The organism is Paenibacillus sp. ISL-20, assembly GCF_018613005.1.
Classification (GTDB): domain Bacteria; phylum Bacillota; class Bacilli; order Paenibacillales; family Paenibacillaceae; genus Paenibacillus_AQ.
In genome coordinates, this window is record NZ_JAGGRD010000023.1 from 1 (window position 1) to 13,129 (window position 13,129).

At 40.8% G+C, this 13,129-nt stretch carries 15 protein-coding genes; 5 read left to right on the forward strand and 10 right to left on the reverse strand.

The features are described from left to right. Positions 1 to 312: 312 nt before the first annotated feature. The 9 genes from J7E85_RS13405 to J7E85_RS13445 all read right to left on the reverse strand — a co-directional run bounded on the left by J7E85_RS13405 (position 313) and on the right by J7E85_RS13445 (position 6,044). On the reverse strand, positions 313 to 1,128 hold the full coding sequence (locus J7E85_RS13405; RefSeq protein WP_215158526.1) for a GNAT family N-acetyltransferase: 816 nt from the start codon (positions 1,126 to 1,128) through the stop codon (positions 313 to 315). Between the two features lie 98 nt (positions 1,129 to 1,226). Then, a complete protein-coding gene (locus J7E85_RS13410; RefSeq protein WP_215158528.1) occupies positions 1,227 to 1,631 on the reverse strand; it encodes a GNAT family N-acetyltransferase in 405 nt (134 codons plus the stop codon). Positions 1,632 to 1,650: 19 nt separating this feature from the next. After that, on the reverse strand, positions 1,651 to 2,034 hold the full coding sequence (locus J7E85_RS13415) for a hypothetical protein (protein WP_215158530.1): 384 nt from the start codon (positions 2,032 to 2,034) through the stop codon (positions 1,651 to 1,653). Between the two features lie 134 nt (positions 2,035 to 2,168). After that, complete coding sequence (locus J7E85_RS13420) at positions 2,169 to 2,699, reverse strand: GNAT family N-acetyltransferase (RefSeq protein ID WP_215158532.1); 531 nt, start codon at positions 2,697 to 2,699, stop codon at positions 2,169 to 2,171. A gap of 202 nt (positions 2,700 to 2,901) precedes the next feature. After that, complete coding sequence (locus J7E85_RS13425; protein WP_215158534.1) at positions 2,902 to 4,071, reverse strand: alanyl-tRNA editing protein; 1,170 nt, start codon at positions 4,069 to 4,071, stop codon at positions 2,902 to 2,904. Positions 4,072 to 4,230: 159 nt separating this feature from the next. Continuing rightward, positions 4,231 to 4,680: a GNAT family N-acetyltransferase gene (locus J7E85_RS13430; protein WP_215158536.1), complete on the reverse strand. Its 450-nt coding sequence runs from the start codon at positions 4,678 to 4,680 to the stop codon at positions 4,231 to 4,233. A gap of 83 nt (positions 4,681 to 4,763) precedes the next feature. Then, on the reverse strand, positions 4,764 to 5,234 hold the full coding sequence (locus J7E85_RS13435; protein WP_215158538.1) for a hypothetical protein: 471 nt from the start codon (positions 5,232 to 5,234) through the stop codon (positions 4,764 to 4,766). A gap of 50 nt (positions 5,235 to 5,284) precedes the next feature. After that, positions 5,285 to 5,788, reverse strand: a complete 504-nt coding sequence (locus tag J7E85_RS13440; RefSeq protein WP_215158540.1) for a DUF4275 family protein — start codon at positions 5,786 to 5,788, stop codon at positions 5,285 to 5,287. Between the two features lie 67 nt (positions 5,789 to 5,855). Further along, on the reverse strand, positions 5,856 to 6,044 hold the full coding sequence (locus tag J7E85_RS13445) for a DUF4083 family protein (RefSeq protein ID WP_215158542.1): 189 nt from the start codon (positions 6,042 to 6,044) through the stop codon (positions 5,856 to 5,858). A gap of 435 nt (positions 6,045 to 6,479) precedes the next feature. Here J7E85_RS13445 and J7E85_RS13450 point away from each other — a divergent pair, with 435 nt between their 5' ends. After that, positions 6,480 to 7,298 carry a FlxA-like family protein gene (locus J7E85_RS13450; RefSeq protein ID WP_215158544.1) on the forward strand — a complete coding sequence of 273 codons (819 nt, stop codon included), beginning with the start codon at positions 6,480 to 6,482 and terminating at the stop codon, positions 7,296 to 7,298. A gap of 174 nt (positions 7,299 to 7,472) precedes the next feature. Here J7E85_RS13450 and J7E85_RS13455 read toward each other — a convergent pair whose 3' ends face one another. Beyond that, entirely contained in the window at positions 7,473 to 8,678 is a 1,206-nt protein-coding gene (locus J7E85_RS13455; protein ID WP_215158546.1) for a macrolide family glycosyltransferase, read from the reverse strand. 795 nt (positions 8,679 to 9,473) lie between these two features. On the opposite strand from J7E85_RS13455, the gene J7E85_RS13460 reads away from it, so the two are divergent. From J7E85_RS13460 to J7E85_RS13475, 4 genes are read left to right on the forward strand one after another with little or no spacing between them, the layout of a single operon-like run. Further along, positions 9,474 to 10,637 (forward strand): ABC transporter ATP-binding protein, encoded by a 1,164-nt coding sequence (locus tag J7E85_RS13460; protein ID WP_215158548.1) that lies wholly within the window; start codon positions 9,474 to 9,476, stop codon positions 10,635 to 10,637. A gap of 1 nt (position 10,638) precedes the next feature. Then, positions 10,639 to 11,304 carry an ABC transporter permease gene (locus J7E85_RS13465; protein WP_215158550.1) on the forward strand — a complete coding sequence of 222 codons (666 nt, stop codon included), beginning with the start codon at positions 10,639 to 10,641 and terminating at the stop codon, positions 11,302 to 11,304. Beyond that, on the forward strand, positions 11,301 to 12,254 hold the full coding sequence (locus J7E85_RS13470) for a glycine betaine ABC transporter substrate-binding protein (RefSeq protein WP_251035700.1): 954 nt from the start codon (positions 11,301 to 11,303) through the stop codon (positions 12,252 to 12,254). The genes J7E85_RS13465 and J7E85_RS13470 overlap by 4 nt, the downstream gene beginning before the upstream one ends. Positions 12,255 to 12,266: 12 nt before the next feature. Continuing rightward, a complete protein-coding gene (locus J7E85_RS13475; RefSeq protein WP_215158552.1) occupies positions 12,267 to 12,968 on the forward strand; it encodes an ABC transporter permease in 702 nt (233 codons plus the stop codon). Positions 12,969 to 13,129 lie beyond the last annotated feature (161 nt).

The window sequence follows — 13,129 nt, forward strand, 5'->3', positions numbered from 1 at the left end:
CACAAAATTATTGACAGACCCGGATGAGAATCAAGGTAGTGAATGCTTACCCCGTTATTAATTGAGGTTTGAGTAATGATCTTCATTCAATGACTCCTTCATTTCGATTTAGAATATTTCGTCTTAAATTACCCGTAATCACGAAAGTCCCTCTTCCTAAAATGCTTCCTTCTTTAGTGATATGAATGTGTCCAACTGGCTTGCTTCCCCTATCCGGTACTTCATCTACTGGGGTTAGGGCGAGGGCCCTGAAACACAAATGTTTCTGTGCTGCTGTTGAGGCCATCTTCGAACTGGTTTATAACAGCGCCCTTAGGATAAACCATACCAGGAAATTTGGTAGTCAAAATCAGGGGACATTCCAACTTTCTTTGCAAGTCGAATAGACCCAGTATTTTCCGGAGTACAGTCCCAGTATGGATGAATTCCTTTTTGTACGCATTCCTGCACAAATGCTCGAGCTACTGCAGCGCCATAATTTCTTCTTTTATGCTCTTCAAGAGTTTCGATATCAATGGCATGCGTTTTATCTACAACAAATGCTGAAAAACATAAACTCACCACATTGTTATTATCCTCAACCAAGTATCCGAAGCCTTGCTCTAAGAAAGAGTCTGTAGAATCCCAAAACCGTAATATTTTGCTTTCTAAAAACGAATGGTTTTCCAATCGTCTTGAATTCAATAACTCACAACTTATCCGTTGAATATTCACCTCATGATCTTGAGATTCAATAAATTGAGGATTCCCTCTTAATGTAAACACATGTTGAGTATCACTCGAAATATCGCGCTTTTTAAAAATGTTTTGTATCGTTTTATCCCAAGGATCAGGATCTAGGCCAATCTCGACCCAATTAATATTTTGCTTCTGTAGTTTGGGTTCCACATGATTTCTCATGTATTCTTCTAATCCTGTTAAAAATGTTTTACTCTGAGCATCTCCAACAATCTGAAAACCTTTTTGTCCTTCAATCCAAATTAATGCTGCTGTAGGTTCTGTTGGATGATCTGCATAGACCCCACCCGGGTTATTCCCGCTAACTACAGCCCTAACCTCGATATTCTTACACTTATCCGTAATGTGTTGTATCTTATAAAATTCTGATTTATTCAGTTCTGTTATCATTTTTACATCCCCGATTCTATGATTTATTGATTATAATGCATTAAGGAGCGTATAAGTTTCTTGTATTACGAACCGGAGAGGATTTTTGATCCATATCGTCAATTCCGTTTTCTTTTTATTACAAATGCTTTATCTGCCCGTTCAAATCCGATCCTCTCATAAAATCCTACGGCTTTCGGTGCTGAAGTGAGCACATATTGAATCTCGTCTTCTCCTAATTTGTCCTTCAATATTCTTATTAGTTCTTTGCCAATTCCTAATCCTTGATAGTTCATATCCACTGCAATATCTGAAATATAGCAGCAATATGAATAATCTGTAATTGCCCTTAAAAATCCCACCAGTTTACTTCCTTCACTTACCGTTATAATCTCATCTGCATTATCTATCATCCTCTGAATTCGATCTGAATCGCCTACCGGTCTCCTGATACCTGATCGAATAAACACTTCTTCAACCTCGCTGACAATACAGTTATCATTGATTTTATATTCCAGATTCACAGTCAAACCCTCATTTATTTTATTTTTCACTTACTAACCATGTCTTGGCATCTTCAGGGTCAGAATAATAAGAAATTTTAAGGGCAATTCCTGCTTTTTTGATACTTCTTTTTAACCTCCATTCGTTTATTCTAGATAACCCGACAAACGATAGTCTCTCAATATAGTTATCTAAGTTCTTTAGATTATTTATTAATTCTTGAAGAACCTTACTTGTCACCGGTGTTGTGTACATATCGACCCATATTTTTAATTTCTTGTTTGTTTTGATTATGAAATCCTCTTCTTGTTTCATCAATTCAAAAAGCTTTTCTTCATCTCTATATTTGTTCCCATACTTTAGACAATGAATTTCACCGCCCTTATAATAATAAGGAAATATTGAACCGCCCGGAGATTTCACTTCATCTCACTTCCTTCTTTCTAACTTGTGTGTTTACAATGCTTTCTGATAACATTACGGCATTCATAAGTTTCTCGTACTGTGTTACTCCGACGTTCTTACATTCATGACATCTCACCGACTTAAGTGTGAACCTAATATAAAGTGCTCTTTAAATCCTTAACTAAATATATTAATAGATCATCATCTACCATAACTGATTCTCCTGGTATTACTTGAACATTTTTATAGGACATACCTCTACCATCCATCACGTATCCACGAGATGTATACATTCTTTGGGCATTTCCATAATCTCTGTACAGCCCTACTCCTAGCCCTATGTAGGTAGAGGTCTTTGAGGCAATAAGCTCTAATTCATCAAATAATCGGTTTGCTATATGCTTTCTTCTATACTCAGGAAATACGTTCAAATCATTAATCTCAGGAATATGGTTATCCAGAAAATAAGGATACTGAGATTCATAGATTAAATGACAGCATCCTGCTAACGAATCATTGTAATATGCAATCATGGTTACTCGTTTATTGGTATTGTTCTCATTTAGGCACATATGATAATAATCTCCTTGTCGATACCACCCATAACGCTTGGCAAATTCTTGATCCAATAATTCAGCTTCTTCTAATGTAGTTAGTCTCTTTATGTTTATGATGTCCCTCATGTTTTATCTCCTTGTTCGATATAAATGTTAAATATCCAATGCGTAAATACTATGTTATCTGATGTCATTAACTCTAAATTCCATTTGAAATAACGTATGCACAAAACGCCTCATCCTAAATAGCTTCTATCTTAGGTTGAGGCGTTTATTGTTTAAGCTTCTTGGATACTTTCTACTTATAGACAGCTTACTCCTCTTCAGGCTAACTTAAAGACTGCGCCGCAAAATGGTAAAACGCCATGGCATCCTCCCCGGTGGCAAAACCGGCCTGTGCCATCTTGTCGCTACCTCCGCCTTTACCGCGATAATCGGCCAGGTGCTGCTTGAAGAACCCACCGCAGTTGAGACTGCTCTCTCCCCTTTGAGCGAGGACAACCTTATGGTCTGCGTTGGACACGAAGAGCACGATAATGTCAGCTTCTTCAGTGAGCTTGGCCGCCAGGTTCTGCATATCCTTCAGCGGCTTGTCCGCAAAAACGTGTTTGATAAGGCTGCCTTGACGGTCTGCCAGCAGCTTTCCTGCCAGGTAAGCATCATTCTCAGCCTTCACGGTGTTCAATTCAGCCTGGAGCTGCTTCTGTTCTTGATCCCATTTTGCAATTCGATCTAAAATCTCTTCCTTTGCTGTATTAAACCTGGCCGATAGACTGACGAGAATCTCCATTCCGGCATTAAATTCTTGCAACGCCCGATATCCGCATTTAAAATATATACGCAAATGTCCCTTCTGTTTCTCGGCTCTGAGCAGTTTGATCATTCCGATCTCACCCGTTGTGGAGACATGTGTACCCCCACAAGCGTTATACTCGATACCTTCGATTTCTACAATCCGGATATCATCGGTTACCTTCGGCTGCTTCACCAGCGGCAGGGCAGCAGCCTGCTCCCGGCTCACAAAATAATTCCTTACCTTTCGGTTAAGGTAAACCTGATCATTAACTTCCAATTCCAGCATCATCAGTTGGGCCTGAGACAGGTCAGTTCGGGCGATATCAATCGTAGCGTAATCCTGACCCAGGTGGAAACTGAGTGTTTCCGCCTGGCATACTTCCAGACACATGGCAGACAGGAGATGCTGGCCGCTATGATGCTGCATATGGTCGAATCTTCTATCCCAATCCAAACGGCAGCTGACCTGTTCCTTCTCAGGTAAACGCTCGACTCTATGCAGAATTTCTCCTTCCTCCAGCACGACATCAAGAACGGGGATTTTATCGATCCACCCTAGGTCACAGGGCTGCCCTCCACCGTGCGGATAAAAGGCCGTTTCCTCCATTACTAGATAGGTCCCGTCCTCCCGCTCCAGTCTGCGTGTGATTCGTGTCTCCCACTCCCGAATATAAGCGGATTCGTAATATAACTTCTTCGTCATCTTCATGTCCTCGCAGTTCTCAGGTTAAATTTACTTCAGGCTCAGCTTACTACTTAATAATAGAACAACAAAAAACATATACAAGGTAATTGGATCTCCACAGATGGAACTTCATCTGCTATATATCCCGAGATCGTCATATTTACTCCTGATACGGAACTAGAAAGTCTTCTCGAAAATGTACAAATCATCTTCTTCTCTGACTTTGGTGAATCCACACTTTGTATAGAAGTGATGATTTTTGACACTCCACCTAGGAGTATCAAGCCACCATTTTGCACTATCCGGAAAACTCCCCTCAATTTCTTTCATTACTTTCTTACCGAGTCCTTGATTCTGATAGTTTGGATCAATAAAAATCCGCCCTAGATTATGTACTTGATTGCTTTCTATAAATATCATAACGCCCCCAATGATTTCTCCATTATAGAGCACTTTATAATATTCACAATTTTGCATCATCTCTTCTTGCCAACTTACGGAATCGTATCCTAGTGGGCCACAGATTTCATTATTATTAAAATGCTTTGATTCATCATCAAAGCTGGCCTTTTGTATCTCCGCAAGTTTTGGGGCATCACTTTTTATTGCTCGTTCAAGTATCAACATTAGATACAACTCCGTTCAATCATCTATTCTCTATAATATAGCTCACGTGGGTATTAACAAAACAACCCAGCCCTAGACAGTTCTTATTGTCCCTCAAAACCAACCATAGTACGATGCCCACCAAGCATATTGAATTGATTGATTTCGGTTACTTCATTAAAGAAACCTTTTATCTCGATATGAGGATCTTCTAAGTCAATATTATGGTTTCCTTCATACATTTCCTTAGGAGCAAATACGGTGAGCAGTAATTCTTCTCCTGGATCAATATTGAGTTTATTATTTCTAGCTTCGATCTTAAAATCATTCCCCTTAGCACCGTTTTCAATTTTTATGGGGAAACTTAAATATACATTGTTTTGTACTATAATATGACTGGATTTGTTATGTAATTTTAATGTGAACATTGTCCCATTTGCTTCTTCCTTTTGTTCTACTAATTCTAATTTAATACTGTCAATGTCGTCAGGAGTAACTTCATTTTTATTACTACAACTTACGCTAATTAGTAAGCACAAGATGACGGCAATAATGAATAATGGTCTTCTACCCACTTTCTGAATCCCTCCCAAGTATAGATTCACCCGGTTATTGTCTGTCGAAATTATTTCACTTTGTAAAAATAGGGCCCACACATATCTTCATGAGTATTTATATACGTCCAAGTAAAGTTTCTATCGAAAATATATATATCTTGTTGAGAATCAAAATCCTCCGCGACTATTGCTTTTGCTTTACTGTATAGAAGTACACTGGGAGAGTTTTGGTACATAACATATAATTCATCTTTATTTTCGGTATTAAAAGCATTTCTTGCTTCATGTGCTTTCAAACAATCTTGTACTTCATAACTAAAAATATGCCACCTATATTGATTGTAATAAATGCTTTCTTTTATATCGTCGCTAATGTTTAGTGTAAATATTTTGTCCCATCTATTAATAATTTCTGTTGCTCCATCAAATATATCTGAGATGATTACGCCTTTTTCAATTAATTTTTCTTTATATACATATTCCTTTTGAATTATTTTTATTGACCAATATATTTTTTGCAATTCTGTTTCCGGTAAGCTATCTAATATGAATTGAATCTCTTTTCTAATCAAGCGTTCTCCCCCTAAATAAGTCGTTTATGTTCTTAGTTCTTGTATTCACGGACTATCTATTTTAAAGTTATTCATTTGTCTTATTTAATTCTTGATTTAGCCTATCTATTTTGTCTTCTATTCTTCTTAAGCTTTCTTTTGTATTTTTTGTGTGTAAAATTAATCTATTCACAAATCGAAATAATCCTACAAAGAACAGTAAAACTAATAAAATAATGAAAATTTGAGATAACGCTGCCATCCAAAAAAAATCCAAGTTATTAGCCCCCTTAATAAACTAAAAACTAAATTACGGACCATTGTCCCTTAAATCGATTGTTAATATTTTCAGGTGTTTCACATAAGATTCAGATAACCTTTCTTCCATCATTATACATATGACAATCAAGCGGTGGTAGTCCAATAGTTTGAATACTGTGTTATCTGATTTCATTCCTTCCACTAACCAACTATCGTTCCTCGCTAGTTCAATCATTCAATAAATATACACTCTAACAACTTCTTTCATCTACAATGTGGAGTTGACAGATGGAGCAGTAAAAAAGCCCTTACTTTTCCGCTTAAATCCGCTTGAAATTCAATAAGAGGTCATAACTTTTTCTCTTAAAATTCTAGTTAATATTCATATGGTTAACAACCGATAATAACCATAAGGAAATATTCACCATTTCGTTATAAGGGACGTGTTTAAATGCCTCAAATTACAAGCGTATCAAGCAGATCACAGTCTACGCCGCCTGTAAAGTCCAGAACAAATATTATGTCTCCTATTGACCGGGAGATTGAGCAGCTAATCAATCAAAAAGGAATTATTAATGAAAAAATCGCGAGTATTAAATCAGACGAAAAGCTGGACTCTAAACAAAAAGATGAAAGAATTAAACTTTTAACCACGGATATGCAATTACTTGAATCTCAAATTATGCAGAAGAGAATGGAGAAGACTGAGGAGAATAAGAATAACAATAGTGCTTCTTCTCAAAAGGAGAATTTGAGTAATAAAATCGAAATGGATACAAGTAAGCAAGATGTGTCAGGCATATCAATGGAAAAGTTTTTACAAGCTAGTAATCTACATGACCAATTGACCAAAATGGCAAGTGTACGTAGATCACTGAAAGTGGAAACTGACACTCTTAGGCATGAAGTAAGAAAGGGAAGAGCTCTTCTTGGAGGTGAGAATGAACCCGGCGACCCAGGCAAATCGGAAATGAGAAAGAATCTAGAATTGACAGTTAATAAATCGAAAACCGATGAAGCGCTAAACATCGAGAAGAAAATTACTGAATTGGATCGTAAAATGAGTGAAAAGATCGAAGCCACTAAAGAAGAGATTCAAAACGATAACAAGAAGTTCGTCACCAGAGAGGTTGATCATAAGGAGGATGTATCCGTATCTGCTCAAACTGTAAACGCTGCGGATACGCTAAGGTATAATCAGGATACCGACAAGAATAAGCATAGTAACCTACAAACACAACGGAATATGGGTATTGACATTCGCGTTTAGAAGAGAACTATACTTCAAAATATACATATATTTATCATAAGATAGAACCCGTTATCTCAAGGATTGACGTGAAAATGAATAGCACCGTGTGAACAGTTATTGACTGTTTGTAACGGTGCTATAGTTATATGCTCATGATCTTGTCGGCCCCGTGTTTTTTCCAGTACACACTCATTATTCAGATCTATATTGACTTTTAAATTCGAAAATCTCATCAACAGCTTGATGGTACCCACCCGATTGTCGAAAAGATTCCCCAATATTTATAGCAGCTTTCTTAAAAGTTGAAAGGCTTAACACATGATCTGCAGCTTCACGCAATTGATTTGCAGTCAAGCTTTGCATTTGTAATGTAATGCCTGCTCCGATATGGGCGACTTGCTCCGCAATGATCGGCTGATCCGCGCTTTGTGGGATTACAATGAGCGGGACCCCATAATAAAGACCTTCATGGGTACTGTTCATTCCACCATGTGTAATAAATAATTTAGCGTATTGCAATACATCGGTTTGTGGGACATAATTTTTTACGATGAAGTTATTAGGGATTTCCCCTAAATCAGAAATTTGGACTTTACTCCCAATCGACATGACGATGGTATGATCCGTGTTCCCCAATGCCTCAATACAAAGCTTATAAAAATCCATTGCATGATTAAACACGGTACCCAGTGATATGTAAATGGGGTTTTCCCCCTCGATTGCAGTAAAGTCGAAGTTTTCTTGCGTTAATCGTGTAGAGATGGATGGACCTACAAATTTATACGATTGGTCGAATGCTTCTTCTTCAGGTTGAAACTCCCTTGTTGTATAAACAATCGTCAGCGGCGCAGGATTGCAAATCACTTCATAAGGCGATTCGATCTCCACATCATATTTTTCCTGCACCATTGCCGTCAGGCTTTGGAATTTATCGTTTATAGGTTTAACGATGTCTGCAGAGACATTTATAAAAAATGGTTCCAGCATTTTATCGAATGATTCTTTTGTCTGCGCAAAAGTAGTACAAGAGTTGATTGCAGGAAGTTTAAGAATTTGAGCAAGTAAACGACCGCAACCAAACATGGAATCATGAATGATATAATCAAAATGCTCTCCTTTGATTTGTTCAAGAACGCTTGGTATGACGATATCTGCCGTAAGTAAAAGACCGTTGACTCTTTCGAGCAAATAATCTCTCCCACCTGAGATAAAGGCTTTAATAAATTTTTGATCGTCAAATGTTCGAACGGTTGCCCCCGTCTTCTCGATACGCTCCCGAAAAGCTTCTATACAAAAGTACACGACCTCTTCTCCACGCGAAATAAGCTCTTGCACAACGCCAATCGTTGGATTGATATGTCCCTCAGATCCACCATTAATAAATAACACACGCGCCATATCTACCACTCCTTAAAGGGGACTGTCCCACCATCGTTCGAATCAATAATGGAATCAAGTTTATCATAGTACAATACTCGAAAATCTCAAAACTTGGATCGCACATACTTTCCCGCTGAGCAATGTCGTTACAGAGCCGGTCTGCTTCATGGACAGTTCTGGACCCGAAGTACTAAAAATTCAAAATCGTTCTGTATACATGTTTCAAACTAATGCTAACTGGGTAATAGTATTAAACATATTAATGCATTAGGCAGTTATACGGACCTACTCGATAGAGACTCGTTGCCTGCTTACGCATTTTGCATTATCCATTTGGACCGAGGGAAGCAGTGGCACCATGACATAGCTGCTTGATTCTCGCAGGTATAACAGGGATTCATGTATGAGAACGCATATTTTCCCGAATACGAACAGGGGCATACAGGCTTGGAATACTTCTTCGGATGGATGTAACAAGGGATTGCACAGTTTGGAAAGCTACAATGCATATAAAGGTGGAATTTTGGGTATGAAAGTCAATACCATAACGATGATTTTTAACTTAAATTGTTAGTACCCTCAGGGCTTCCTCTTAGATCTATCTCCACCCCTTAATCATGCGCTTAATCCTATTCCATTTTGATTTCTTTTAAAGCTAACTTGCTTAGCTTCATTTTCCATTTCTACATAACAAGGCTGAAGCCTTCCCTTAACTCTGGCACCACACTTTTCCTTCAACAATTTTTGGGTCCCGATGGATGATATGCCAAATGCTCCGCATAATATGGATACTGCTTGCAAAGGGGCGATTGAATGATAGTACTGGAGCATGTGAACAAGGTTTATGATAATGGCTTTCACGCGCTGAAGGACATTAATCTGGAATTCAAAAAAGGGGAAATTACCGTCCTCATCGGACCGAGTGGCTGTGGCAAATCGACTACCATGAAGCTGATCAACGCGCTTAATACGCCATCATCGGGCAAAGTTCTGATTGGCGGTAAGGATATCTCGAGATTGAATCCGGTTGAACTGCGGCGCAATATCGGTTATGTCATTCAAAGCGTTGGTTTATTTCCGCATATGAATATCTCCAAGAACGCGGGCGTAGTTCCACGTCTGAAGAAGTGGGATAAAGACAAAACAGATCAAAAAGTAAATGAATTGTTAGACATGGTCGGACTGGACCACACTATTTATGGCACACGCTACCCATCCGAGCTTAGCGGCGGACAACAGCAGCGCGTAGGCGTAGTGCGTGCGCTGGCAGCTGAACCCGATATCATCCTGATGGACGAGCCTTTCTCCGCTCTGGATCCCATCAGTCGCGAGCAGCTTCAGGATGAGCTGATCCGGCTTCAGCAGGAGCTCAATAAAACCATTATCTTTGTTACGCATGATATGGATGAAGCTATTAAAATTGCGGACACCATCATTCTGATGAAAGATGGGGAAGTGATTCAAACGGGTAGACCGGACACCATTTTACGGCATCCCGCAAACGAATTTGTACGTGACTTTATCGGTTCGAAACGTCTGCAAAATGAAAATGAAAGCGCCTATGAAATTCCGCTTGTAGATGAAGTGATGATTACGAATCCGGTCACGGCATTCCCTAGCCGGGGATTAGCTGAAGCCATCAAAATGATGGAAATGAAGCGGGTCGATTCGCTGCTGATTGTGGACCGTAACCGTCAGCTACAAGGAGCGGTTTCAATCTACCGGGTTCTCGACCAATACGGCGAGGAAGGCAAAACGGTGGCTGACGTTATGCATCCAGTCCGTTTTTCTGTGGCTTCGGGAAGCACGCTTCCGCAGGCCATCGAGATCATGGACAGCCATCAGCTCAGTAATCTTCCTGTCGTAGACAGTAATAACCGGTTCCTCGGATTAATCACAAGAGGCAGTGTGGTTAAACATTTGGCCGAAGTCTATCCAACGATGGTTCCTCCGGTGCAGAACGGAGAGGGTGAGTGATATGAACGCATTCTGGAGTTTTATCACGGAACGTTATCCGGATATTCTAAATGCATTGCAGGAGCATCTGGTCCTCTCATTCTCTGCCGTGCTTTTGGGGACTGTTGTTGCCGTACCGATCGGAATCCTTTTGGTATACAACCGGATAGGCTGGATCAACAGCATCGTATTTTTCATTACGAACCTGTTTCAGACGGTACCAAGCCTGGCGCTTCTGGCTATTCTGATTCCGCTGCTCGGCATCGGCATGAAGCCGGCCATCCTTGCGCTGTTTTTGTATTCCCTCATGCCCATCCTGCGGAATACCTATGACGGTTTTCACTCCGTGGATAAGGGGGTGCTCAATTCGGCCAGGGGGATGGGATACAGCACCGCCCAAACGATTTTGAGGATTCAGCTTCCCTTATCGCTTCCTTACATCATGTCCGGTATCCGCATTACGACCGTGTACATCATCAGCTGGGCAACACTGGCTTCCCTGATTGGTGCTGGCGGTTTAGGCCAGCTTATAGTATCTGGACTTGGTGTCAACAAGCCCGAGATGATCTTCATCGGTGGCATTGGTGCCATTCTCTTGGCACTTGTAGCTGACGGTCTGCTTGGGCTGCTTGAGGGCTGGCTAAGCAAACACTACCATCAGACTCAGACCCGGGACGCTGCGATATGAGTCACATCAACCGTATACAGCGAGGCGGACGGAACAAGGAAGGCGTGATGAAACTGAAAAAGCTTAAATGGGTTCCGATGTTAATCTGCATGATGGCTCTTGCCGCTTTAACCTCCGCATGCGGAATTCAAAGCGAGATTACGATTGGGACTCAAACCTATACCGAAACCAAGATTATGGCAGAAATGTATAAAGCTCTGATTGAAGACCAAACCGATCTGAAAGTGGATATTATCCCGGATCTGGCATCAAGTTCATTGGTCATTAATGCGATGAAAAGAAACGACGTTCAGATGGCAACATTATATACTGGTGAGATTTTCAACAACCATTTCCCGATCAGCGGTACCAAAGACCGCGATAAAGTCTTGAAGGAAGCTCAAGATGGATTTCAGGAACACTTCGGGTTTACCTGGATGAACCCACTGGGTTTTGAGAACACCTACGCGTTCACGGTAAGAAAGGATCTTGCCGAAGCCAATGGATATACCAAAATTTCCGATGTCAAAAAAGACATGGATCGTATGAAACTTGGGGTAGATACCACGTGGCTGGAGAGAAGCACGGATGGATATCCGGCGTTCTCCAAAGCATATGACATTAAATTCGGTCAGGTGTTCCCCATGGAAATCAGCCTGGTATACAGTGCGGTAGCCAATGAGCAGGTGGATATCGTGTTGGCCTATTCTACGGATTCCCGGCTGAAAGCCTACCAATTGCAGACGCTTCAGGATGACCAGCAATTCTTCCCTCCATATGATGCAAGTCCGGTATTGCGTTCGGACCTTTTGAAGAAGCATCCTGAAATCCAGGATATGATAGCGCCTTTAATCGGTCATTTGGATGCAGATACGATGATATCGCTTAATTATCAGGTGGACATTGAGAAGAAAAGCGAACGGGAGGTCGCAATCGCGTACTTGAAAGAGCAGGGCCTCTTGAAAAGCTAAAGGAGGGTAAGCATGGAAAGTGAACATTTAACATTTGCCGACTTTTTGTCGTATATATCACGAAATCAGGGGTTACTCTTGGAGTATTTCATCCAGCATATTACGATGGTCGTTATCGGTCTGGGACTGGCATTCATCGTCGGAGTACCGCTTGGCATCCTCTGCTCTAAAAGCAAATGGGCTGCCAAGATCATTTTGTTTATCACCAACATCTTGCAGGTGGTACCGAGCTTAGCGATGCTCGTGGTTCTCATGTTATGGATGGGACTCGGAACGAAAACAGTCATGGTGGGACTCTTCCTGTATTCACTGAATCCAATTGCACGTAATACGTACGTTGGGTTAAAACAGGTGGATCCCAGCTATCTTGAATCTGGAAAAGGAATTGGGATGAGCCCCTTCCAGATGCTCGTTAAAGTACGTTTTCCGCTTGCGCTGACTTATATCATGTCAGGTCTTCGTATTGCCGCCGTCATCGCCATCGGCGTGGTAACGATTGCTCCCCTCGTAGGAGGAGGCGGTTTGGGACGGGAAATCTATGCTGGACTGAACAGCAACAACTCCCTCCGAATCTTTGCAGGCGCCATTCCTGCCGCGGTGCTGGCAATCGTTGCGGATCTTGTGCTTGGCATGCTGCAGCGTAAGATGGATCTGGCTAAAAGAAAGTCAGCCGGTGCGGCTCCATCGCCTGCGAAAATGCAAAATATCAACTGACGCTTGTAAAGCGTATATTTGACTCAAAAGGGGCATCCCAAAAGATCTAAGATCTTGCGGATGCCCCTTTTCTATGAGTTGTTAGCACCAGCGACTTAAGGTGCGTACGCCTATGTGTGATCAGGCGTTAGACGAAGTCACTTTGTTTAACCTACAACTGA

Coding starts and splice junctions, on each gene's coding strand:
- J7E85_RS13405 (WP_215158526.1), bottom strand. CDS start 1,128: ATGATAACAGAACTGAATAAATCAGAATTTTATAAGATACAACACATT.
- J7E85_RS13420 (WP_215158532.1), bottom strand. CDS start 2,699: ATGAGGGACATCATAAACATAAAGAGACTAACTACATTAGAAGAAGCT.
- J7E85_RS13425 (WP_215158534.1), bottom strand. CDS start 4,071: ATGACGAAGAAGTTATATTACGAATCCGCTTATATTCGGGAGTGGGAG.
- J7E85_RS13430 (WP_215158536.1), bottom strand. CDS start 4,680: ATGTTGATACTTGAACGAGCAATAAAAAGTGATGCCCCAAAACTTGCG.
- J7E85_RS13450 (WP_215158544.1), top strand. CDS start 6,480: ATGCCTCAAATTACAAGCGTATCAAGCAGATCACAGTCTACGCCGCCT.
- J7E85_RS13455 (WP_215158546.1), bottom strand. CDS start 8,678: ATGGCGCGTGTGTTATTTATTAATGGTGGATCTGAGGGACATATCAAT.
- J7E85_RS13460 (WP_215158548.1), top strand. CDS start 9,474: ATGATAGTACTGGAGCATGTGAACAAGGTTTATGATAATGGCTTTCAC.
- J7E85_RS13465 (WP_215158550.1), top strand. CDS start 10,639: ATGAACGCATTCTGGAGTTTTATCACGGAACGTTATCCGGATATTCTA.
- J7E85_RS13470 (WP_251035700.1), top strand. CDS start 11,301: ATGAGTCACATCAACCGTATACAGCGAGGCGGACGGAACAAGGAAGGC.
- J7E85_RS13475 (WP_215158552.1), top strand. CDS start 12,267: ATGGAAAGTGAACATTTAACATTTGCCGACTTTTTGTCGTATATATCA.